The organism is Myroides sp. C15-4, assembly GCF_050522745.1.
Lineage (GTDB): Bacteria > Bacteroidota > Bacteroidia > Flavobacteriales > Flavobacteriaceae > Flavobacterium.
In genome coordinates, this window is sequence record NZ_JBMVQX010000007.1 from 11,332 (window position 1) to 32,647 (window position 21,316).

General features: G+C 38.2%; 21 protein-coding genes. All 21 read left to right on the forward strand.

What is annotated here, in order from left to right; translation table 11 throughout:
* The 21 genes from ACPDHL_RS04895 (at position 1) to ACPDHL_RS04995 (ending at position 21,243) form a co-directional block, all read left to right on the forward strand.
* The gene (locus tag ACPDHL_RS04895; RefSeq protein WP_430531673.1) at positions 1 to 996 is read left to right on the forward strand and encodes a BtrH N-terminal domain-containing protein; all 996 of its coding nucleotides are present in this window, start codon (positions 1 to 3) and stop codon (positions 994 to 996) included.
* Complete coding sequence (locus tag ACPDHL_RS04900; RefSeq protein ID WP_430531674.1) at positions 996 to 1,748, forward strand: ABC transporter ATP-binding protein; 753 nt, start codon at positions 996 to 998, stop codon at positions 1,746 to 1,748. The genes ACPDHL_RS04895 and ACPDHL_RS04900 overlap by 1 nt, the downstream gene beginning before the upstream one ends.
* Positions 1,741 to 3,018 carry an ABC transporter permease gene (locus ACPDHL_RS04905; protein ID WP_430531675.1) on the forward strand — a complete coding sequence of 426 codons (1,278 nt, stop codon included), beginning with the start codon at positions 1,741 to 1,743 and terminating at the stop codon, positions 3,016 to 3,018. Before ACPDHL_RS04900 ends, ACPDHL_RS04905 begins: the two co-directional genes overlap by 8 nt.
* Positions 2,993 to 3,445 carry an acyl-CoA thioesterase gene (locus ACPDHL_RS04910; RefSeq protein ID WP_430531676.1) on the forward strand — a complete coding sequence of 151 codons (453 nt, stop codon included), beginning with the start codon at positions 2,993 to 2,995 and terminating at the stop codon, positions 3,443 to 3,445. Before ACPDHL_RS04905 ends, ACPDHL_RS04910 begins: the two co-directional genes overlap by 26 nt.
* Positions 3,442 to 4,563: a beta-ketoacyl synthase N-terminal-like domain-containing protein gene (locus ACPDHL_RS04915; protein ID WP_430531677.1), complete on the forward strand. Its 1,122-nt coding sequence runs from the start codon at positions 3,442 to 3,444 to the stop codon at positions 4,561 to 4,563. Before ACPDHL_RS04910 ends, ACPDHL_RS04915 begins: the two co-directional genes overlap by 4 nt.
* A gap of 7 nt (positions 4,564 to 4,570) precedes the next feature.
* Positions 4,571 to 5,191 (forward strand): 3-oxoacyl-ACP synthase, encoded by a 621-nt coding sequence (locus ACPDHL_RS04920; RefSeq protein WP_430531678.1) that lies wholly within the window; start codon positions 4,571 to 4,573, stop codon positions 5,189 to 5,191.
* Between the two features lie 5 nt (positions 5,192 to 5,196).
* Positions 5,197 to 5,454: a phosphopantetheine-binding protein gene (locus tag ACPDHL_RS04925; RefSeq protein ID WP_430531679.1), complete on the forward strand. Its 258-nt coding sequence runs from the start codon at positions 5,197 to 5,199 to the stop codon at positions 5,452 to 5,454.
* 2 nt (positions 5,455 to 5,456) lie between these two features.
* Complete coding sequence (locus tag ACPDHL_RS04930) at positions 5,457 to 6,653, forward strand: beta-ketoacyl-[acyl-carrier-protein] synthase family protein (RefSeq protein ID WP_430531680.1); 1,197 nt, start codon at positions 5,457 to 5,459, stop codon at positions 6,651 to 6,653.
* Between the two features lie 3 nt (positions 6,654 to 6,656).
* Entirely contained in the window at positions 6,657 to 7,652 is a 996-nt protein-coding gene (locus ACPDHL_RS04935; RefSeq protein ID WP_430531681.1) for a beta-ketoacyl synthase N-terminal-like domain-containing protein, read from the forward strand.
* Positions 7,637 to 8,404 carry a polysaccharide deacetylase family protein gene (locus ACPDHL_RS04940; RefSeq protein ID WP_430531682.1) on the forward strand — a complete coding sequence of 256 codons (768 nt, stop codon included), beginning with the start codon at positions 7,637 to 7,639 and terminating at the stop codon, positions 8,402 to 8,404. Before ACPDHL_RS04935 ends, ACPDHL_RS04940 begins: the two co-directional genes overlap by 16 nt.
* Complete coding sequence (locus ACPDHL_RS04945; RefSeq protein WP_430531683.1) at positions 8,401 to 9,030, forward strand: LolA family protein; 630 nt, start codon at positions 8,401 to 8,403, stop codon at positions 9,028 to 9,030. The genes ACPDHL_RS04940 and ACPDHL_RS04945 overlap by 4 nt, the downstream gene beginning before the upstream one ends.
* Positions 9,008 to 9,640, forward strand: a complete 633-nt coding sequence (locus ACPDHL_RS04950; RefSeq protein ID WP_430531684.1) for a hypothetical protein — start codon at positions 9,008 to 9,010, stop codon at positions 9,638 to 9,640. The genes ACPDHL_RS04945 and ACPDHL_RS04950 overlap by 23 nt, the downstream gene beginning before the upstream one ends.
* Complete coding sequence (locus ACPDHL_RS04955) at positions 9,633 to 10,244, forward strand: outer membrane beta-barrel protein (RefSeq protein WP_430531685.1); 612 nt, start codon at positions 9,633 to 9,635, stop codon at positions 10,242 to 10,244. Before ACPDHL_RS04950 ends, ACPDHL_RS04955 begins: the two co-directional genes overlap by 8 nt.
* 27 nt (positions 10,245 to 10,271) lie before the next feature.
* Entirely contained in the window at positions 10,272 to 10,874 is a 603-nt protein-coding gene (locus ACPDHL_RS04960) for an outer membrane beta-barrel protein (protein WP_430531686.1), read from the forward strand.
* 160 nt (positions 10,875 to 11,034) lie between these two features.
* Complete coding sequence (locus ACPDHL_RS04965) at positions 11,035 to 11,400, forward strand: 3-hydroxyacyl-ACP dehydratase (RefSeq protein ID WP_430531687.1); 366 nt, start codon at positions 11,035 to 11,037, stop codon at positions 11,398 to 11,400.
* Positions 11,401 to 11,407: 7 nt separating this feature from the next.
* On the forward strand, positions 11,408 to 11,890 hold the full coding sequence (locus tag ACPDHL_RS04970; protein WP_430531688.1) for a hypothetical protein: 483 nt from the start codon (positions 11,408 to 11,410) through the stop codon (positions 11,888 to 11,890).
* 5 nt (positions 11,891 to 11,895) lie between these two features.
* A complete protein-coding gene (locus tag ACPDHL_RS04975; RefSeq protein ID WP_430531689.1) occupies positions 11,896 to 13,095 on the forward strand; it encodes a DUF2062 domain-containing protein in 1,200 nt (399 codons plus the stop codon).
* A gap of 5 nt (positions 13,096 to 13,100) precedes the next feature.
* Positions 13,101 to 16,778, forward strand: a complete 3,678-nt coding sequence (locus ACPDHL_RS04980) for a 1-acyl-sn-glycerol-3-phosphate acyltransferase (protein ID WP_430531690.1) — start codon at positions 13,101 to 13,103, stop codon at positions 16,776 to 16,778.
* Entirely contained in the window at positions 16,768 to 18,306 is a 1,539-nt protein-coding gene (locus ACPDHL_RS04985) for a phytoene desaturase family protein (RefSeq protein ID WP_430531691.1), read from the forward strand. The genes ACPDHL_RS04980 and ACPDHL_RS04985 overlap by 11 nt, the downstream gene beginning before the upstream one ends.
* Positions 18,287 to 19,954 carry a C45 family autoproteolytic acyltransferase/hydolase gene (locus ACPDHL_RS04990; RefSeq protein ID WP_430531692.1) on the forward strand — a complete coding sequence of 556 codons (1,668 nt, stop codon included), beginning with the start codon at positions 18,287 to 18,289 and terminating at the stop codon, positions 19,952 to 19,954. Before ACPDHL_RS04985 ends, ACPDHL_RS04990 begins: the two co-directional genes overlap by 20 nt.
* Positions 19,945 to 21,243 (forward strand): phenylacetate--CoA ligase family protein, encoded by a 1,299-nt coding sequence (locus tag ACPDHL_RS04995; RefSeq protein ID WP_430531693.1) that lies wholly within the window; start codon positions 19,945 to 19,947, stop codon positions 21,241 to 21,243. The genes ACPDHL_RS04990 and ACPDHL_RS04995 overlap by 10 nt, the downstream gene beginning before the upstream one ends.
* Positions 21,244 to 21,316: the final 73 nt, after the last annotated feature.

Below are 21,316 nucleotides of genomic sequence, written 5' to 3' on the forward strand. Positions count from 1 at the left end.
ATGAAGATAGATTTTGTACACAAACAGGCTGCACATTGCGAAAATGGAGTAGCATCGAATTTATTGAGTAATCAAGGCATCCAAATGAGCGAACCCATGGCTTTTGGTCTTGGTTCGGGATTGTTTTTTGTTTACTTGCCTTTTGTCAAAGTAAATCACGCCCCAGCGATTAGCTATCGACCGATGCCAGGGTTAATTTTTAACCGTTTAGCCAAGCGTCTAGGATTAAAAGTAAAACGCATTAAATTTAACGATAAACAAAAAGCACAACGGGAACTAGAAGCCAAAATAGCACAGGGAATTCCTTGTGGACTTCAGGTGGGGGTATATCATCTCCCCTATTTTCCAGATGAATATCGCTTTCATTTTAATGCGCACAATTTAGTGGTATACGGTAAAAATGGAGCTAATTTTTTAGTTAGTGATCCTGTGATGGCAACAACGACAGAATTAACTCCAGCTGAATTAGAAAAAGTGCGATTTGCACAAGGGGCTTTTGCGCCCAAAGGACAGATTTATTATCCTCTTTCGATCCCACAACAGTTAGATTGGGAAAAGGCGATTGTCAAAGCAATTAAAAAAACGTGTAATGACATGCTTGCACCTGTTCCTATTGTAGGCGTACGTGGGATGCGAATGGTGGCCAAAGCCATTGTAAAATGGCCAAAGAAACACGGTGTACCCAAAGCCAATCACTTTTTAGCACAGATGGTGCGCATGCAGGAAGAAATCGGAACAGGAGGCGGTGGATTCCGCTTTATTTACGCCGCTTTTCTACAAGAAGCAGCTACAAAGATAAATACCCCCATTTTAAACGAGTTTGCAAGTGAAATGACAACCATTGGTGATGCGTGGAGAGATTTTGCTGTCAATGCAGCTCGTGTGTATAAAAAACGAAAAAATGGAGAGGATGTGTACCTCAGCTTGTCTAAAGAATTAAATGCTTTGGCCGATCGAGAAGAACAATTCTTTAAAAAGCTTAAAAAAGCCCTATAATGAAAACCGCCATTATTGACATACAGAAGTTATACAAGCAATACAAAGGAGCAGACTTCTTTTCTATTGAAGCTGTCTCTTTGCAAATTAACAAGGGAGACTTTATCGGCGTCTTAGGTCCTAATGGCGCTGGTAAAACAACGTTGTTATCCATGCTTTACGGATTGGTAAAACCGACTTCAGGTATGTTGAGCATTGAGGGGAAAACCTACCAACAAAATGAAAGAGCAATCAAGCGTATCATTGGGGTGGTTCCGCAAGAATACGCCCTTTACCCTACTCTTTCTGCCTATGAAAACCTCGTGTTCTTAGGCAGTATGTACGGATTAAAGGGAAAAGAACTCAAGCAAAAAATTCAATATTATCTCGACTATTTAGGCCTAGCGGCCTTTGCACATAAAAAAATTGACACCTTTTCGGGTGGAATGAAACGACGCGTCAACCTCATTGCAGGTATTTTACACCATCCTACAATTCTCTTCCTTGATGAACCAACTGTAGGGGTTGATTTACAATCTCGGTTGCTGATTGTTTCTTTTCTAAAAGAACTCAACGCCAAGGGAACCACAATTATTTACACCTCACATCACTTGCACGAGGTACAGGAATTGTGTACTTCTATTGCTATTATCAATCAAGGAAAAATATTTGCCCTGGGAACCAGTGAAGATTTGATGATGCAAACGAAAACAGCGAATTTAGAAGAGGCTTTTTTGCAATTAACAGGTATAAATTTGAAGGACAATGTATAAATTACTGATGACCATCCGCAAAGAAGTGAAACTGCTGGCAAGGGATTTAGGTGGTTTGGCAATTCTATTCATTATGCCCGTATTTCTCGTTATAGTGGTTACGCTTATTCAAAATAATACGTATGAAAATATAACCAACCACAAACTACAGCTATTGGTTATTGATCGAGATCAAGATGAAGTGGCTCAAGCTATTTTTGATGAGGTAAATGCCTTGGGTAGTTTTGAATTAATTACTGCTTTAGATGAAGAGCCGCTCACAGAAGAACGCGCAGCACAGGCAGTGCTCAAAGGAGACTATCAATTGGCTATTGTAATTCCCAAACAATTGACCCATGACATTCAACAGTATATTGACGCCAATGTAGAGGAAGTACTTCAGCTGAGTGAACCGACACGTCAACCAAACGATAAGCCAGGTTTTGCACAAAAAGAAGTGGTGTTGTATTTTGATCCAGCCCTGCAAATTGCGTATAAAGAGGGAATCAAAGCAGCTATTGATCGCATTGTTACCCAAACGGAAAATAAATTTATCTATGACGCTTTTGCTGCTCAGCTCGATTTAGATCCTAGTAGTGCACTTTTAAAACAACAGGCACTTTTTGCATTTAAAGAAATATCTCCCCTTGATTTACAGCAGGAAGTAAAACCAAATGCCGTCCAACACAACGTCCCAGCCTGGTCTTTGTTTGCTATTTTCTTTATTATTGTGCCTTTTGCCATGAACTTAGTCAAGGAAAAAAATCAAGGAACGAAGGTGAGACTTTATACGGTTCCAACCAGTATGGGGATTATTTGGGCAGGCAAGATTATGACCTATCTCGTGATTTGCTTGTTGCAGTTTTATTTAATTTTATGCGTGGGAAAATTTGTTTTTCCCTCTTTGGGATTACAGCCTTTCACTATTGGAAATCAACTGTTTAATTTGAGTATATTGACCTTGTGTATTGGTTTATCTGCTATATCTTTGGGTGTTGTGTTTGGAACAATTGCCCAAACACAAGAACAATCGTCTCCGTTTGGGGCCACTTTTGTTGTGATCCTTGCGGCGGTGAGTGGGGTTTGGGTACCGACCTTTGCTATGCCAATTTTCATGCAGTATGTTGCTAAATTGTCCCCAATGAATTGGGGATTGGAAGGGTATTACGCTCTTTTGCTTCGACAAGGGAGTTTATGGGAAATTAGAACTGAGATTATTTTGCTACTTTTGTTTGCTTTAGTAATGATCTCAATAGCGTTGTTTTATGATAAGAAAAAAAGATCTTTATAAAGAAGTTTCCGAACTGACTGTTGAAGTTGAGACTCGCGTTCGATTCAACGAAACAGATGCACTGGGAATTGTCTGGCATGGCAATTATTTAGTGTATTTTGAAGATGCTAGAGAAGCCTTTGGCAGAAAATACGGTATCTCTTACTTAGACATGCTACAAGCAGGATATGTAACGCCAATTGTTGCCTCTTCTTGTGCCCATAAATTAACGTTGAAATACGGAGATGTTATTCGCATTCAAGCGACCTATGTAACGAGCCCTGCCGCAAAAATTATATTTAGATTTAAGATTTTAAACGAACAAGATCAAGTGGTTTGTACTGGAGAAACAACACAAGTTTTCCTCGATAAAGCCAATAATCTTTCGTTAGCTATACCCCCTTTCTATGAAGAATGGAAAGCCAAATTAGGATTGACAAAAGGATGAGAAAGGTATATATCAATAAAGCAGAGTGTTTTAGCTCCATCGGATTTGGTCAAGATTACAACTGGAAAGCTATCCAAGCACAAGAGTCAGGCATAAAAAAAATAGATCAGATGGGATTTATTTCAGCTTGTTATGGCGGGCAGATTGCCGATGCCTGGATTGATGAACAAATGCAGCTTAGCATTGGGGAGGTATCGGGTTTTACTCGTTTTGAACGTTTACTCCTAACTACACTTCACCCCATTGTCACTCAAGGAACAATTACAGCCAAAACAGCCTTAGTTGTTTCTACAACGAAAGGAAATATTGCCGCTTTAGCAGGAGGAAAATTAGAAGAAGCGGATATTAATCGATCGGCACAACGCGTGGCTGATTTTTTTGGTTTCAGTACGCCTCCTATTGTGGTTTGCAATGCCTGTGTATCAGGGATCTTAGCTGTGGCTGTTGCCAAGCGATTGATCCAAATGGAACAGTTTGATGAGGCTTATGTAGTAGCTGGAGATGAATTAACCCCTTTTGTTGTTTCGGGCTTTACTAGTTTCCAAGCGATGAGCAAGGAACCTTGTACCCCTTTTGATCTCAATCGACAAGGAGTGAGTTTAGGTGAGGCTACCGCCGCGGTTTACCTCAACACCATTGCTGTGGAAGGCGTGTCATTTGAAGTTATAGGGGAAGCCTCTATCGCAGATGCCAATCATATTTCAGGACCATCGCGTACGGGTGAAGGTTTATTTTTAAGTATACAAGAAGCTCTAAAAGAAGCCCAGCTCACACAGGATCAGATCGATTGTATTTGTGCACATGGTACCGCTACCGCTTACAATGACGAAATGGAAGCTATTGCCTTTGATCGATTGGGATTAGTGCAAACGCCCATCCACAGTCAAAAAGGATATTTCGGTCATACCCTTGGCGCTGCGGGCTTATTAGAACTCGTAATGCTTATGCAGAGCATGAGAAATAACGAATTAATCGTTTCCAAAGGATTTACACAGCTAGGCGTGTCAAGAGCGGTAAATATTACAACAAAAAAAGAAGCAAAATCTCTACAGATTGGGTTGAAAACGGCTTCTGGATTTGGAGGATCAAATACCGCAGTAATACTAAGTAAAAAGTAAACAGAAGATGAGGGAACAAACTTTTTATATTGCGGATTATTGCACAATTAAAGCGGGAAAAGCGAGTGTAAATGGCAAGAACCTCTTCATTGCAAATGTGGAGGAATCAAAGGATTTGGCTTTGTTTTTAAAGCGTATCTACAAGGAAAAAACAATAGAATATCCCAAGTTTTTTAAAATGGATATGCTAAGTAAATTGGCTTTTATCGGCGCAGAATTACTGGTAGGACCTGCAACGACAACGCAACCTATACGCGATACCGCCCTTTTTCTCAGTAATTCAACCTCGAGTTTAGATACGGATCTGAAACACAGTGCATCTATTGCAGATGCAACAGCTTGTTACCCAAGCCCTGCCGTATTTGTGTATACCTTAGCGAATATTTGCTTAGCAGAAATAAGCATTAGACACCGTTTACAAGGTGAAAATGCCTTTTTTATCTCACCCGTGTATGATGCAGCACTTCTGCACCAATACACAACGTATGCCCTACAGACCAATCGCGCAACAAAAGTGATATGCGGTTGGGTAGATTATTTAGAAGGAGAATATCAATTGGTCTTGTATTGCGTTGAAAAACAAGGACAAGTACCACATACAATAGAAAGTATTAAGCATTTATTTTAATTGAAATGGAAAATTTAAAAACAGAATTAAAAACAAAAATCATTGACGTTTTAAATCTTGAAGATATCGAAATCAACGATATTCAAGATACAGATCCTCTATTTGGAGATGGATTGGGATTGGATTCGATTGATGCATTAGAATTGATCGTACTAATGGACAAAGATTATGGAATCAAATTAAGTGATCCAAAAGAAGGACGCGCTATTTTTCAATCGATTGAGACAATGGCAACCTATATTTCATCTAATAGAACAAAATAAATATGCAAAATCGTATAGTTGTTACGGGGATGGGGATTATTTCTGCAATTGGTCAAACCGTTGAAGAAAATTACCGTGCTTTATGCGCACATGAAGTGGGTGTAGGGACATTAACGTTGTTTGACTCTATTCACAAGGACAAGATCAAGGTTGGAGAAGTGAAGTCTACAACTGCCGCATTGATCAAACAATTAAATCTACCCGAAGACAATAACTATACGAGAACGGCTTTATTAGGTGTTTATGCTGCAAAACAGGCAGTAGAGCAAGCTGATATACAAGATATTAATGCTGTTCGTACAGGATTAATATCTTCTACTTCGGTGGGTGGAATGGATTATATTGAAAAGTATTATCAATCCTTTCAAACCGACTCTAGCGTTCGAAAATACGTATCCAGTCAAGAAGCAGGAGATTCAACAGAGAAAATAGCAGATTACTTGGGGTTACAAGGCTATGTTTCCACAATTAGTACGGCTTGTTCTTCTGCAGCTAATGCGCTGATGATGGGATGCCGCATGATAAAAGCTGGAAAATTAGACCGCGTAATCGTTGGGGGCACAGATGCATTAGCCAAGTTTACCGTCAATGGTTTTAATACCCTGATGATCTTATCAGATACGGATAACACGCCTTTTGATCAAAATAGAAAAGGATTAAACTTAGGCGAAGCAGCGGCTTATCTTGTTTTGGAGCGAGAAGATATAGCACTTGCGCGAAATCAAGCGATTTTAGGTGTCGTTGCAGGCTATGGCAATGCGAATGATGCGTACCATCAAACAGCTTCTTCAGAGGATGGCGAAGGTGCGTTTTTAGCCATGCAAAAAGCACTAACGATGGCAAAGCTTGACAAACAAGCTATTGATTACATCAATGCTCATGGTACAGCCACGCCAAATAATGATTTATCTGAAGGACGAGCTATTCAGCGTATTTTTGGATCTCAAGTTCCTGAATTTAGTTCTACGAAGCCGTTTACAGGCCATACCTTAGCTGCCGCTGGTGCAATAGAAGCCGTTTACAGTATCTTAGCCTTACAGCACAATGTAGTTTTTGCGAACTTGAATCATACAACTCCGATGGAAGAATTAACGCTTATACCGCAAAAAGAGACTTTACATAAATCCATTCAAGCGGTTATGTCTAACTCTTTTGGATTTGGAGGAAATTGTTCAACGATTATTTTTACTAAAGCGTAACAGATGAAACAGGTTTATATCAATGGCGTATCTTCCATATCTATTCAGGAACAAACGCGTAATTTCGCTGTGGAATCACTTAAAAAGATTCAACAAGGAGTGAATGAAGCCTATCAACCTTCCTATAAAGAATTAATAGCGCCAGCTATGGTTAGAAGAATGGCAAAAGGAGTGAAAATGGGGATTTATACGGCTCATTTGGCTTTAGAAGAAGCTCATATTCAAGTGCCACAAGCCATTATTACAGGAACGGGTTTGGGGTGTCTAGTTGATTCTGAAAAATTCTTAGAATTGCTATTAGACAATAACGAGAGCTATCTTACCCCTACTTCATTTATTCAATCTACACACAATACCGTTGGTGGACAAATTGCTTTGCATTTAGGATGTAAAGGATATAATTTTACCTATGTACATCAACATAGCTCTTTTGAGTCAGCGTTACTCGATGGTTTTTTGCAAATTAGGGCAGAAGAAATCGACAATGCATTAATTGGAGGTATTGATGAGGTGGGGAAAACAACGATACACAATCAACAAGTAGCAGAATTAGTCAATACAGAAGCTACGGTTTTTGAGAAGGGAATCAATACCGGTGAAGGAGCCACCTGTTTTGTACTCGATCAACAACAGACAGCAACAACGTATGCCGAAGTAGTCGATATACACATCAGCAATACTACGACAACAAGCAGTTTGACTGACTTTCTAAAGCAACATAATTTGACACCAAGTGCCATTGATGTAGTATATGTGGGAAGTTGTAATTTACCTGTCGATCAACAGTACTTTGATGAAGTATACCATACTTGGGAATCAACGGAAATTGTTGCGTACAAAGAATATGTAGGCCACCATCATACCGCCTCTTCTTTTGGTCTATTATTGGCTGCCGAGCAAATGAAAAGAGAGAAAGATATACAGTATATTCTTCTATACAATCAATTTCAGGCGAAAGATTACAGTTTTATATTATTGAGAAAATGTCAAGAAAAATAGGAGTAGGAATAACCGTTGTTTACGTGATAACTGTGCTTTATTTGAGTATAAATAATAGCGTATCACTTGCGTGGTTGTTTCCTGGACTACTATTTTTTATTGGTTTGTTTAGCTGGGGAGTCTTTGATATTCGCTTGGGATTCTTTATTCCCGTTATCGTCAAAAGCACAAAACCTACCCCAAAAACCATTGCCTTAACTTTTGATGATGGTCCTACCCCCTACACGCTTGAGGTATTGGATTTATTGCAACACTATCAAGCCAAAGCCACTTTTTTTTGCATTGGCAAGCAAATAGAACAATACCCTGCCATTGCTCAAAGAATCCTAGCAGAAGGACATACCCTAGGGAATCACAGCTATTCTCATCCCCATTCGATGGGATTTCTCTCAGCAGCAAAAGTCAAAGCGGAAATCCAAAAGTGCACAACTGTTATGCAGGAAATTCTCCAGTTTCAAACGCCTTTTTATCGTCCGCCTTTTGGTATTACCAATCCTCATATTGCCAAAGCAATTCGCCAAACCCAACACCGTGTTGTGGGATGGAATAATCGGTCCTTAGATACCGTGATTGAGGATGAAAAGGCTATTTTCAACCGCGTATACAAGCGAATTGACAAACAATCTCTTGTGCTATTACACGATACAAGCGAACGATCAGTAAAGGCCTTAGAAAGACTTTTAAAACAATTGCAGCAAGAGAAGTATAAAATGGTTAATTTAGTAGAGTTCTTAAACGAAGAAAACGAATGAAAAAAATAATCTTTACCGCTTTAGTATTGGGATCAACACTGTTTGGGTATGGCCAAGAAAAAGCCATGACAACGGAGGAAAAGAATGCCTTTAAAAAAGAAGTTGTCAGTACGACTAAAGATATAGAAACCCTTTCAACCGATTTTGTACAGTACAAAAACATGAGTTTTATGTCAAAAGAAATCGAATCTAAAGGACAAATGCAGTTGAGTATTCCCAATAAGCTACTTTGGAAATACACAAGCCCTTTTGCTTATAGTATTTCGTTTTCAGATCATAAGATTACGATTAACGATCAAGGAAAAAAGAATAAAATTGATATTGGGAATAATAAAAAATTCGCCAAAATCAATGCGTTAATTGTCGGAAGTATCAGTGGTAATATGTTTGATGAAAAAGAGTTTACCATCACCTATTTTAAAAATAAAAACCGACGTATAGCTAAATTAGTTCCCCTAAGCAAAGAAATTGCCCAATACATCAGTGAAATTGTCTTGTATTTTGACGAAGGACAAAACACCGTTTCGGAGGTTAAATTGATTGAACCTTCGGCAGATTATACGCGTATTGTATTTAGCAACAAGAAAGTAAATATTAAATTAGATGAAAAGGCTTTTATTCATTAGCTTATTCTCCTTGTTGTTGTTTTCGTGTAGGAGCTATCACGGTCCTGTGACAAGCAAAGAAAACTATACACAAGGTACTTTCACTGTAGTCAATCCCTATTTTGCTACGATTGGTGAAGAACATATTTTTCGCGCTCATATTTCAATTTTCAAAAAAGAATTGAGTGGCTTATTAGTCGTAAAACGCATGGATGAACAAGTACACCGTGTCGTGTTGACTTCTGATTTTGGCAATACGCTCTTTGATTTTTCTATTTACAAAGACAACCCTTATGCGATTAACTACGTCATGCCCGATTTGGATAAAAAGATTCTTCTCAATTTTTTAGCTAAAGATTTTGGCTATTTAGTGGAAGATACCTATGCCTTAGTTGCAAAAGCTACACAAGGGGATACAACAGTTTACAAGGGACTATATAAAAAGCAAAAAACTTTTGTTGTAGTGAATCAACAGGAGGACGTAATGGAAGTTATTGCCGCTAGCGCTAGAAAACCAAAAATTAGTTTTACCTATGCAAAAGCAGGAGAAATGGTGGAAATAAAACACCAAAACTTTCCTTTATCTATTCAGCTAACACCTTTAGAAAATAACGAAATACCTCATGAGTAAAATATTATTTTTTCTCACCTGTATAGGTATGAGCTTGGGAATTGCTACTCATACCTATGCGCAAAAGAAATTTACACCTGGTCTTCGCGCAGGGATGGTGGTATCGACTCTAACGGATTTAGATGCGAGTTATAAAACAGACTATTATGTAGGCGCGCAATTTCCAATTCGACTTACTCGATTATATACCCTACAACCCGAATTATCCTATATCCGTTTAGGAGCAAAAAATACAGACATTTGGCAAGCTAGAGCGGAGGAAGGCTGGGGAAATAAGACAGGCGTTTTCGAAAAAGAAGATATGAATATGTCTTATTTAGATTTTATTATCATGAATAAAATTCACTGGCGACAATTCAATGCCCATGGTGGAATTGGAATTGCTTTTTTGACCGGTGGAACTAAGTACGCGGATTTCAATTATGACTTTACCTATACGATTGGATTAGGCTATAGTATAAGCAGAACTATAGAAGTAGAAACGAGATTCAGATATGGGGCAACGGGGCTTATTTCAATGAAGGAGGAAAATATTTATTCCCTAGGAAGCGCAAGACACATTCAGAATATGAGTGTACAACTTGGGTTAACCTACTCATTTTAACTGCTAGTAACAAAAACCTTATAAATTATGATTAAAAAATTACTATTCATTGCGTGTATTACTATTGGGGTTGGCCACAGTAGCTATGCACAAAAGAAATTTACACCAGGCGTTCGCGGAGGGTTGAGTTTATCTACTATTACGAATGCAGAAGCGGATTACAAAGCCGATTTTTATGTTGGGCTACAATTTCCAATTAAATTGGCTAGTTTTTACACCTTGCAACCTGAATTAAACTATACACGCCAAGGGGCTAAAAATGCCAATCTCTTTTATCTCAAAAGAAATGATTGGGGGAATGGATCTTATCAAGCAGTATCCGAAGATATTAATCTTTCCTATCTAGACTTTAACGTCATAAATAAGTTTAGTTTCAACGATTTTAACGTACATGTTGGACCTGGTTTAGCGATTATGACAGAGGGAAAAAGTAAAACGGATTTTTATGGCGATTTAACTTTTAACTTAGGTGTAGGGTATCAAGTGACAGATCATTTGGGAATTGAAGCAAGATGGAGACAAGGAATTGTCCGTGTTGTGGATAAAGACAATTGGTTCTATAATGATTATTGGTATGATGATGAAAGTTTTAACTCCAGTTTTCAACTGGGATTGACCTATACTTTTTAAGTAATGAAATAGAAAAAAGCTCTCTTTTTGTTTAGAAAGAGAGTTTTTTTGTTTGCAAATTATAATGTTAAAGCCATTGGCATCATTACGGACGGTTTTTCCATAACTATATGTAAATTTTAATTAGTTTTGTGAAATTAAAAACGCAATCGGATATTTTATGTTGATAAAGGATTTTTATCGTATAGTTTCAATTCAAAGTGTGGAAACGGATTTTCAAGCAACCATAGAGTTAAATAAGGATCATGCTGTTTTTGATGGGCATTTCCCTGACAATCCTGTGATGCCAGGTGTTTGTATGATCCAAATCATCAAAGAGCTAGTTGAAACAACGACTAACAAAAGACTCTTTATGCAAACGGTTTCCAATGTGAAATTCATGACGTTGATCAATCCACAAGTGGATCAAACATTACTAGTAAATTTTACAGTAGAGGAAAAAGAGGAACTGCTAAAGGTAAAGAGTAGTATTAGCTTTCAAGATACTCTTGCGTTAAAAATGAGTAGTGTATATACCCAAAAATAGATAAGAGATGAAGATAGCTTTCGTTTGGATGATCAGTTTTATGAGCTTTTTTCAGGTGTCAACAGCAGACTTGAGCAAAAGCTTTCAGCAAGCGAGTTTGTCTGCTGAACAAGCACAAGCTTTTTATGAAAAGGCATCGTTGATCAAGACTACGGATGAATCAGCTTCACTTTACAAAGGAGCTGCTTTGGTTACTTTGGCTAAATTTGAAAAGAAAATCAAAGTAAAAAAAGAGCTAGTTCAAGAAGGGGCTTTACTTATTGAGGCAGCAATCGAAAAAGAACCTACTAATGTTGAATTTCGACTTGTTCGCTTAATTATTCAAGAGAATACACCTAAGATTGTCGGCTATTACAAAAATATCGACAACGATAAAAATATAATTATTAAACAGTACGGCCAACAAACAACGGCATTGAAAAAGTGGATTAAAACCTATGCTGAACAATCCAAAGCCTTTACTGTGGATGAACGGAATAAATTGCTTTAACAGGCATGGGCATGGAAATGACAACAGTGAACTTTGAAAATTATATAACTAAGCTAAAGGAATGGGGGATTTGTATCCTGATTCCTACCTACAATAACCAGAAGACGTTAAGACGTGTTTTAGATGGCGTGTTGGAATATTCAACGGATGTTATTGTTGTAAATGACGGTTCTACTGATGAAACCCTTCTTATCTTAAACGCTTATAGGGATGAGATCACAATCATTGACCTGCCCGTAAATCAAGGAAAAGGATATGCACTGCGAAAAGGATTTGAACACGCAAAAAAAGCAGGATTCTCCTATGCCATTACCATTGATTCGGATGGACAACACTACCCTTCGGATATTCCCGTTTTTATCGATGCTTTGGAACAAGCAAAAAATAAAGAACTGTTGTTGATCGGCTCACGAAATATGAATCAAGAGGGGGTTCCGAAAAAAAGTAGCTTTGGAAACAAGTTTTCTAACTTCTGGTTTTGGTTTGAAACGGGAATTTCCCTTTCCGATACCCAATCAGGTTTTCGTTTGTATCCCTTAAACAAACTGTCTAAAAGATTTTATACGCGAAAATTTGAATTTGAAATAGAGGTTATTGTTCGTGCCGCTTGGAATGAGGTTGAGGTGAAAAACGTGCCTATACAAGTATTATACGATAACCGAGAACGCGTGTCTCATTTTCGCCCTTTCAGAGATTTTACGCGTATTAGCATACTAAATACGGTTTTGGTTTGTCTCTTATTGTTGTATATCATCCCGAGAAACTTTCTTCGCAGTTTTAAAAAAAAAAGTTTTAAAACCTTTATAACACAAGATATTCTTGGAAGTCAAGATACCGCATCCGTTAAGGCATTGTCTATCGGATTGGGAACCTTTATTGGGCTATCTCCACTTTGGGGATTGCATTCGTTCCTCGCTATCTTCTTGGCGATTGCCTTTCGATTAAACAAGGTATTGGCTTTCGCTTTTTCGAATGTTAGTATACCACCCATGATTCCGCTCATTGTCTATGCGTCCCTTCAATTAGGCTATTATATGGTTCCCCATGGTAGTCAGCATATTTTGATTAGTGAATTTAGTTTTACGGCCATCTCTGAGCACGTATGGCAATATATTTTAGGTAGCTTTGCACTTGCGGTAATGGCTAGCTTTTGTTTGGGCTCTATTAGCTTCTTCGTACTCTCATTCACTCAAAAACAGAAATAGTAAAAATGGCAAATTGGTTTTATAAAATATATCAATGGGGGGAGAAAAATAAACTACTATTTTTCGCCAGTATTGTGTTGTTTATCAGTTGTATGGCTTTCGGCGCTTGGAATATTAAATTTGAAGAAGATATTACGCGCATTTTGCCGAAAAGTGAAAAGTCCAATGCAACAGCCAAAGTATTAGAACAGCTGCGTTTTTCGGATAAGATTACCATCATCATTGAAAAACAAAAAGAGGGAACAACAGAGGATATGGTTGTATTTGCCTCAAATTTGCTCGATACCCTAGCAACAAAAGAAGGCTATATTAAGCATATTCAAGGAAAAGTAGAAGAGGAAAATATCAATGAAACCATCGCTTTTGTCTACCAACATTTACCCTTGTTTTTGGATGAAGCAGATTATGATCAACTTGATCAAAAAATACAGCTCGATAGTGTAGCTCAAACGGTGGAGGCAAACTATAAAACCTTAGTATCTCCAACGAGTTTAGTTGCCAAACAATTCATCCAAAAAGATCCTTTTGGCATTGGCTTTATCGCGTTAAAGAAATTGCAAAAACTCAATATTGGCGACGGTTTTCAATTGATTGATGGCTTTTTATTTAACAAAGAGGAAGATAAATTGTTGTTGTTTATTGATCCCGTTTACAGTGGAAGTGATACCGCACATAATACCGATTTTATAAGCTTTTTAAATGGAATAAAAGAAGACTTTAACCACAAGCAGGAGCAAGTGTCGGTAGATTATTTTGGGGCTTCTTTTGTTGCTGTAGCCAATGCAACCCAAATCAAAAGTGATATTCAGCAAACAGTAGCTGTTTCGATTACGATTTTGATGATTTTGCTTATTGCTTTTTACCGAAGAATTACTATCCCCATTATTCTCTTCATTCCCACGTTTATTAGTGCCTTAGTGGCCTTGTTTTTTCTGTATTTTTTAACCGATGCCATTTCGGCAATCTCCTTGAGTATCGGAGCTATATTAATTGGAATTACAATTGATTATGCCCTGCATATTATGACGCATTACAAGCATTGTAATGATATCAAGCAGCTCTATCAAGAAATTACAAACCCAATCATTATGAGTGCCTCTACAACTGCTATTGCCTTTTTATGCTTGGTTTTTGTACACTCTGATGCCTTGAGAGATTTAGGCGTTTTTGCCTCTATAACCGTGTTAGGAGCGGGAATTCTATCCCTACTATTGGTTCCTCATCTCTATAAACCTAGTGAAAAAGACCGACTCAATCAGTCCAATTCGCTCTTAGATAAGATCGCCCACTTTCCCTTTGATCAAAGTAAAGTGCTTTTGGGCTTGTGTGGTCTAATCGTGATTATTAGCCTTTTTACGTTTAAAAACGTCAAATTTAATAGCGATTTATCCTCGTTAAACTACTTTCCAGAAGAGCTAAAACAAGCGGAACAAAAATTAGAATCCACCGTTGACAGTGGTTCAAAATCATTGTATCTAACGTGTTTTGGAGCGGATATAGAACAAGTAGTTGAACAAAATGTCGCCCTAGCGAAGCAATTAGAGCAAGCAAAAATCAAAGGGGATATTCTGCACTTCAGTTCTTTAGGGGATTTTGTACTTTCCACCCAACAACAACGCAATAAAATTGCACAATGGGAGAATTTCTGGACAAAAAAGAACGCCCAGGCATTTATCACCCAACTCCAATATGAAGGAGCTAAATATGGCTTTAATGAAACAGCCTATCAGCCCTTTTTTACTTTGTTAAATACGGCGTTTGAGCCTATTAGCATAAAAGAATATTCAGCCTTAAATCCAGCGATTATCGACGAGTTCTTAATCGAAAAAAATGGACATTATACACTGAGTACTGTGGTCAAATTACCAGAAGAAAACAGACAGGCTTTCCTAAAACAGTTTCCTTCTTCCAATCACTTTATCGTGATAGACAGAAAAGAAATGAATGAAGCCTTTTTAGGAAATATTGTCCATGATTTTAACGACTTAGTCAACTACTCTTTTATCGCTGTATTTGCTATTTTATGGTTGTTCTTTAAGCGAATTGAAATGGTCATTGTCTCGATGATTCCCCTTGTTGTTACGGGGCTAATCACAGCGGGTTTAATGGGGTTGTTCCATATTGAATTCAATATATTTAGTACGATTGTATGTACGATTATTTTTGGACAAGGAGTAGATTTTACGATCTTTATGACCAATGCCCTCCAAAAAGAATATACCACAGGAGAAGAAAGTATGCCAACCTACCGCGCCTCTATTCTTTTAGCCGTATTAACTACTTTATTAGCCGTGGGAACTTTGGTATTTGCTAAGCACCCCGCCTTGAAATCCATCTCTATGGTTTCCATTATTGGAATGAGTGTTGCGGCTATTAATGCTTTTGTGATTTATCCACGCCTATTCAAAATATGTTTCATACGCAGACAGCAAAAAGGAAATTCGCCTATTACACTGCGCTTGTTGTTGCACAGCATGTTGTCTTTCTTGTACTTTGGCGTTTTTGGATTTTTATATTCTTCACTATCTAAGCTATTTCTTACGATTGCCCCAGGTAAAAAACGAACTAAATTGCGATTATTTAGTAAGGGAATGCGGGGGTATATGACTTCTGTATTGTATTTGAATGCATTTGTGCGTAAAAAAGTGCGCAACCCACACCGAGAAACTTTTGACAAACCTGCAATTATCATTGCCAACCACACCTCATTTTTAGATTCTCTTGTGATGGGCATGGTATACCCCAACATTGTGTATTTAGTAAATGATTGGGTATATAAATCGCCAATTTTTGGTAGAGCGATTCAATCTGCCGGTTTTTATCGCGTTTCGGAAGGTGTGGACAACAGTATCGAACACCTAAAAGAAAGAGTAGAAATGGGCTTTTCTTTGATGATCTTTCCAGAGGGAACACGCTCGTATTCCAACCAAGTACAACGCTTTCACAAAGGCGCTTTTTACTTGGCAGAAACGCTGCAATTAGATGTGGTACCCGTTTATATTCACGGCAATTCCGAAACCATTCCAAAAGGAGATTACATCATCTATGATGGTCACATTATAGCTACAATAGGTAAGCGAATTTCGTATCATGACACCTCTTTCGGGAACACTTATACACAGCGAACAAAATCGATTAGCAAGTATTTTAAAGCTGAATTTGCTCAAATTCGCTCAGAGCTAGAAGGCGTAGATTACTTTAAGAAAAAGCTATATTGGGCTTATTTATACAAGTTTCCCCAAGTGGTCAAAGCAGTTAAAGCAGATTATAAACAGTACCGTATGTTCTATTTTGAACTAGATAAAAATTTAGAAGTAGACGCGGTGATCCATCATATTAGCGATGATTATGGACAATTGAATATGCTGTTAACCTTGCAACAAAGCAAGCGAAAAATATACGGCTATATCGCAAATCAAGAACAACGAGCCGTAGCGAATACCTTGTATATCGTGAAGAAAAGAAAAATTCACTACCTCGATACACTGGAAGTACACGCAAAATGCGATACGCTTTTAGTCAATAGTGCAAATACAGCCTTAACTTCAGCGTTCTACTCCCACTATCGCACCATCGTTGTGCTTAAAAAGACAGGAGTACAATTGCAGGAGTATGTAGGATTTACAAAAATTAGAGAAGATAACTACACAGTAGTTTGGAATATAAGACAAGATGGAGAATAAATATGATGTAGTCATTATTGGAAGTGGAATCGGAGGGCTGGCTTCTGCTGTTATTCTTGCGAAAGAAGGCAAGAAAGTATGCGTATTGGAAAAAAATAACCAATACGGAGGCAATTTGCAGACCTTTTCAAGAGAGAAATCCATTTTTGATACGGGCGTACACTATATTGGTGGATTACAAGAAGGACAAAACCTATACAAGTATTTTTCGTACTTGGGCATTATGGATAAGCTGAAGTTAAAACAAATGGATCTCAATGGCTATGATTTGATTTCCTTTGGCGATGAAAAAATTCAGTATCCTCATGGCCAAGGATATGAAAATTTTGTCCAGCAATTATTGGTCTATTTTCCCGAGGAAGAAAAGGCTTTACGCCAATACATTACTAAAATTAAATCAATTTGCGATAGTTTTCCCATGTATAACCTAGCTTTGGGAACTGGGTATAATGACCAAATTGTCTCTTATCGATTGTGTGATTTCTTAGATGAAATTACAGCGAATGAACGCCTGAAAGCCGTATTAGTAGGATCTAATTTCCTCTATGTAGCCAACAAGGAAACGACACCCCTCTATGTACATGCCCTGACGGTAAATTCGTATATTCAAAGTGCCTGGCGATGTATCAATGGAGGAAGTCAAATTAGCAAATTGCTCATTGCGGAATTAAAAAAATACGGCGGTGAAGTACATAAAAATACCGAAGTTACGATCTTAGAATTTGATGGGGATAGAATTACGACATGTAAAACCAAAGAAGGAAAGGTATTTGCTGGAGAACAATTCATTTCCAACATCAATTTAAAGCAGACGATTCGCATGGTTGGACCCAACCACTTTTCCAAACCCTTTGTAAAGCGAATCATGAGTTTAGAAGAAGTAACCTCTGTTTTTTCCCTCTATATTGTCTTTAAAAAGGACCATTTTCCGTATCACAACAACAATATTTATCACTACAATAGTCTAGCAGATACTTGGGATACCAACGGGCAGTGTAATTCGAGTTGGCCCAATTTACTTGTGGCTTCTATGAATGCTAGTAAATCCGAACAAACTTATGCAGATAGCATGACGGCGATGACCTATATGGACTTTTCTGAAGTAGAGCCTTGGGAACATACGCACAATGTATCGACTATTAAATCCTTGGAACAACGAGATGAAACGTATGAGCAATTCAAATCGGAGAAAGCAGAATTACTCCTTCAAAGACTTGAAAAAGTATATCCAGGTATTCGAGAGTCTATTCAAGGGATGTATACGTCTACCCCATTGACTTATCGCGATTTTATCGGTTCAGAAAAAGGAAATATGTACGGTTTCATCAAGGATGCCAATAGCCCAATGAAAACGTTTATTTCCCCGCGTTCCAAAATAGGTAATTTGTTTTTTAGTGGACAAAATGTGCGAATGCACGGGATTATGGGGGTGACTATTGGCGCTTTTGTAACCTGTATGGAAATGATTGACAAAGAAGGCCTGATAAAAAAATTAAATCAATATTGCGATGACAAAACACATGCATAGAATACTCGCATTACTTCTGCTCGTCCTCTTGGTTGCTAGTTGTGGAATTAAGAAAGGACTGAAAGACTTTCCGTCTATTGAACAATACGACACCCTTGTGCCTCGATTGTCTTATGATACCGATACTTTAAAAATTACGGACCAGGCTTACCTTTATCAAAACAAACAAAAGCTATGGGAACTCTATGTTACAGGTGACCCCTACCAAATTGGATTGAAAACAGGGGCTTTAACTCAAGCATTATATCAAAAGCAAGAAACCGTCTTTTTTGCTAAAGTAGAAGAATTTGTGCCCTCAGGTTTTAAACAAAAAATGTTGGTTAAGATGCTGAAATTTTACAACCGACACCTGTATCGCTATATTCCAGAAGAATTCAAAACTGAAATCTATGGCGTATCACAATATGCAACAGACCGATTTGCATATCTCGGAGATGCATATCATCGAAATTTGTACTTACACGGTGCACATGATATCGGACATGCCTTTCAAGATTTGGCTTTAGTAGGATGTTCCTCTTTAGCTGTTTGGGGAGAACATTCAGCAGATGGGGGTTTACTTATCGGTCGAAATTTTGATTTCTACGCAGGAGATGAGTTTGCAGAAAATAAGATTATTGCCTTTGTCAAACCTAAGCAAGGCCACGCGTTTATGTCGGTTACTTGGGGTGGAATGACGGGCGTAGTCTCGGGAATGAATGTAGAAGGATTAACAGTAACACTAAATGCAGGTAAATCTGCAGTACCCTTAAAGGCTAAAACGCCTATTTCCGTCGTGGCTCGTGAAATCTTGCAATATGCTGCAACCATTGAGGAGGCAATTGCCATTGCTCAACAACAAGAAGTATTTGTTTCAGAATCTATTTTAGTAGGAAGTGCCCACGATAAAAAGGCCGTTATTATTGAAATAGCCCCTAAAAATTTTGGGATATACGATATGCCTAATGTATCCACTGTCATTTGTTCCAATCACTTCCAAAGTGATGCTTTTGCCCAAGATAAACGAAACCTCAAGCAAATAGAAGAAAGTCATTCCCAATACCGCTGGGAGAAGATTAAGGAAATCGTAGACGAAGAACACCAATTATCACCCCTAAAGATGGCGCATCTATTGCGCAATACACAAGGATTAGACAACAAGGAACTTGGCTATGGCAATGAAAAAGCGCTAAATCAACTCCTTGCTCACCACGGTATTATCTTTCAGCCAGAGAAACGCCTGGTGTGGGTGTCTTCCAATCCCTATCAATTAGGCGCATTTGTTGCCTATGACCTTAATGCCGTTTTTTCGAATACCTTTGAAGAAGCCAAATCCTATGCCATTGATAGCTTAAGCCTCGCAGAAGACCCTTTTGTTCACACAAAAGCCTATGCCGATTATGAAGCCTTTAGAACAGAAAATCGCGTGATTGAACAGCAAATTAAGGACAAAGAAAAAATTGATTCAACACGACTCCTTGCATACCAGCAGTTAAACCCCGAATATTGGCTGGTTTATTATCGTACCGGGATGTATTACTATAATCAAAAAGAATATCAATTGGCAAAGGAAGCTTTTGAATTGGCATTGACCAAAGAAGTCACTACCCTAAATGCCGAACGAGAAATAAAGAAATACCTCAAAAAAATAAATAGAAAATGGAACTAAATTCGTCAGTTATGAACCAATCAGTTGAGGAAATAAAACATTTTCAGGAGCAAAAACTCAGCGAAGTGTTGCGTTATGTTACTCAGTACTCGCCTTTTTACAAGCAATTGTATCAAGAGCAACAGGTAGATATTTCAGCCATACAAACACTAGAAGACCTCCCTTTGCTGCCGTTGATTACCAAAGACGATTTGCAAAGAAACAACGATGATTTCTTTTGTGTAGACAAAAGGCAAATTATTGACTATGCGACAACATCAGGTACATTAGGAGACCCCGTAACCTTTGGATTAACGGATAGCGATTTAGATCGATTGGCTTTTAATGAAGCGACGTCCTTTGGTATTGCAGGTATTCAAAAAGGAGATACCGTACAACTTATGACGACAATAGACCGTCGATTTATGGCAGGATTAGCCTATTTTTTAGGGCTGCGTAAGCTAGGTGCAGGTGTTATTCGCGTAGGCGCTGGAATCCCACAATTACAATGGGATTCGATCTTAAAGTATCAACCCAAATACCTTATCGGCGTTCCTTCTTTCTTGCTTAAACTCATCGATTATGCCGAAAAAGTGGGGATTGATTACAAAAATAGCAGCGTACAAGGGGTGATCTGCATTGGAGAAGCTTTGCGTACAGCAGATTTACAACCGAGTATTCTCGCCAATCGAATTTTGGAAAAATGGCCGTTGAAACTTTATTCTACTTATGCCTCAACAGAAATGGGAGCTGCTTTTACCGAATGCCAGTACCATCAAGGCGGACATGTAATTCCCGAATTGATCCTGACTGAAATTTTAGATGAACAGAATAAACCTGTTCCAGCGGGAGAATTAGGAGAACTCGTGATTACAACCTTGGGCGTTGAAGGTATTCCGTTGGTGCGATTTAAAACAGGCGATATGGTGAGAAAACATAGTAAACCCTGTCCATGTGGGCGCAATACCTACCGATTAGGCCCCGTAGAAGGGCGCAAAAAACACATGATTAAATACAAGGGAACGACCTTTTATCCGCCAGCCATTCACGACATACTCAATGCATTTACAGCTGTTCAAATGCATTTGGTAGAGGTTCAAACCAACGATATTGGAACAGATGAAATTGTCATTCGATTGGTGAGTAGTGATACGTCAACAGAATATCTGAAACAGATAAAAGATGCGTTTCGCGCCAAATTGAGGGTCACCCCTCAAGTAATCTTTGAAGAAGTGGCCGTTTTACAACCTATTGTATTTGATGTGTTAAGTAGAAAACCCATTACGTTTATTGATAAACGAGTACAGTAGAACCGCAAAAGAAAGAGTTTAACTTTATAAATGATTTTAAAGGCATTACAACTTTATAAAAACGATAGTTGTA

What these genes read in the sequence shown, in the direction of transcription:
- ACPDHL_RS04895 (WP_430531673.1), top strand. Translation starts at nt 1, where the DNA reads ATGAAGATAGATTTTGTACACAAACAGGCTGCACATTGCGAAAATGGA.
- ACPDHL_RS04900 (WP_430531674.1), top strand. Translation starts at nt 996, where the DNA reads ATGAAAACCGCCATTATTGACATACAGAAGTTATACAAGCAATACAAA.
- ACPDHL_RS04905 (WP_430531675.1), top strand. Translation starts at nt 1,741, where the DNA reads ATGTATAAATTACTGATGACCATCCGCAAAGAAGTGAAACTGCTGGCA.
- ACPDHL_RS04910 (WP_430531676.1), top strand. Translation starts at nt 2,993, where the DNA reads ATGATAAGAAAAAAAGATCTTTATAAAGAAGTTTCCGAACTGACTGTT.
- ACPDHL_RS04915 (WP_430531677.1), top strand. Translation starts at nt 3,442, where the DNA reads ATGAGAAAGGTATATATCAATAAAGCAGAGTGTTTTAGCTCCATCGGA.
- ACPDHL_RS04920 (WP_430531678.1), top strand. Translation starts at nt 4,571, where the DNA reads ATGAGGGAACAAACTTTTTATATTGCGGATTATTGCACAATTAAAGCG.
- ACPDHL_RS04925 (WP_430531679.1), top strand. Translation starts at nt 5,197, where the DNA reads ATGGAAAATTTAAAAACAGAATTAAAAACAAAAATCATTGACGTTTTA.
- ACPDHL_RS04930 (WP_430531680.1), top strand. Translation starts at nt 5,457, where the DNA reads ATGCAAAATCGTATAGTTGTTACGGGGATGGGGATTATTTCTGCAATT.
- ACPDHL_RS04935 (WP_430531681.1), top strand. Translation starts at nt 6,657, where the DNA reads ATGAAACAGGTTTATATCAATGGCGTATCTTCCATATCTATTCAGGAA.
- ACPDHL_RS04940 (WP_430531682.1), top strand. Translation starts at nt 7,637, where the DNA reads ATGTCAAGAAAAATAGGAGTAGGAATAACCGTTGTTTACGTGATAACT.
- ACPDHL_RS04945 (WP_430531683.1), top strand. Translation starts at nt 8,401, where the DNA reads ATGAAAAAAATAATCTTTACCGCTTTAGTATTGGGATCAACACTGTTT.
- ACPDHL_RS04950 (WP_430531684.1), top strand. Translation starts at nt 9,008, where the DNA reads ATGAAAAGGCTTTTATTCATTAGCTTATTCTCCTTGTTGTTGTTTTCG.
- ACPDHL_RS04955 (WP_430531685.1), top strand. Translation starts at nt 9,633, where the DNA reads ATGAGTAAAATATTATTTTTTCTCACCTGTATAGGTATGAGCTTGGGA.
- ACPDHL_RS04960 (WP_430531686.1), top strand. Translation starts at nt 10,272, where the DNA reads ATGATTAAAAAATTACTATTCATTGCGTGTATTACTATTGGGGTTGGC.
- ACPDHL_RS04965 (WP_430531687.1), top strand. Translation starts at nt 11,035, where the DNA reads ATGTTGATAAAGGATTTTTATCGTATAGTTTCAATTCAAAGTGTGGAA.
- ACPDHL_RS04970 (WP_430531688.1), top strand. Translation starts at nt 11,408, where the DNA reads ATGAAGATAGCTTTCGTTTGGATGATCAGTTTTATGAGCTTTTTTCAG.
- ACPDHL_RS04975 (WP_430531689.1), top strand. Translation starts at nt 11,896, where the DNA reads ATGGGCATGGAAATGACAACAGTGAACTTTGAAAATTATATAACTAAG.
- ACPDHL_RS04980 (WP_430531690.1), top strand. Translation starts at nt 13,101, where the DNA reads ATGGCAAATTGGTTTTATAAAATATATCAATGGGGGGAGAAAAATAAA.
- ACPDHL_RS04985 (WP_430531691.1), top strand. Translation starts at nt 16,768, where the DNA reads ATGGAGAATAAATATGATGTAGTCATTATTGGAAGTGGAATCGGAGGG.
- ACPDHL_RS04990 (WP_430531692.1), top strand. Translation starts at nt 18,287, where the DNA reads ATGACAAAACACATGCATAGAATACTCGCATTACTTCTGCTCGTCCTC.
- ACPDHL_RS04995 (WP_430531693.1), top strand. Translation starts at nt 19,945, where the DNA reads ATGGAACTAAATTCGTCAGTTATGAACCAATCAGTTGAGGAAATAAAA.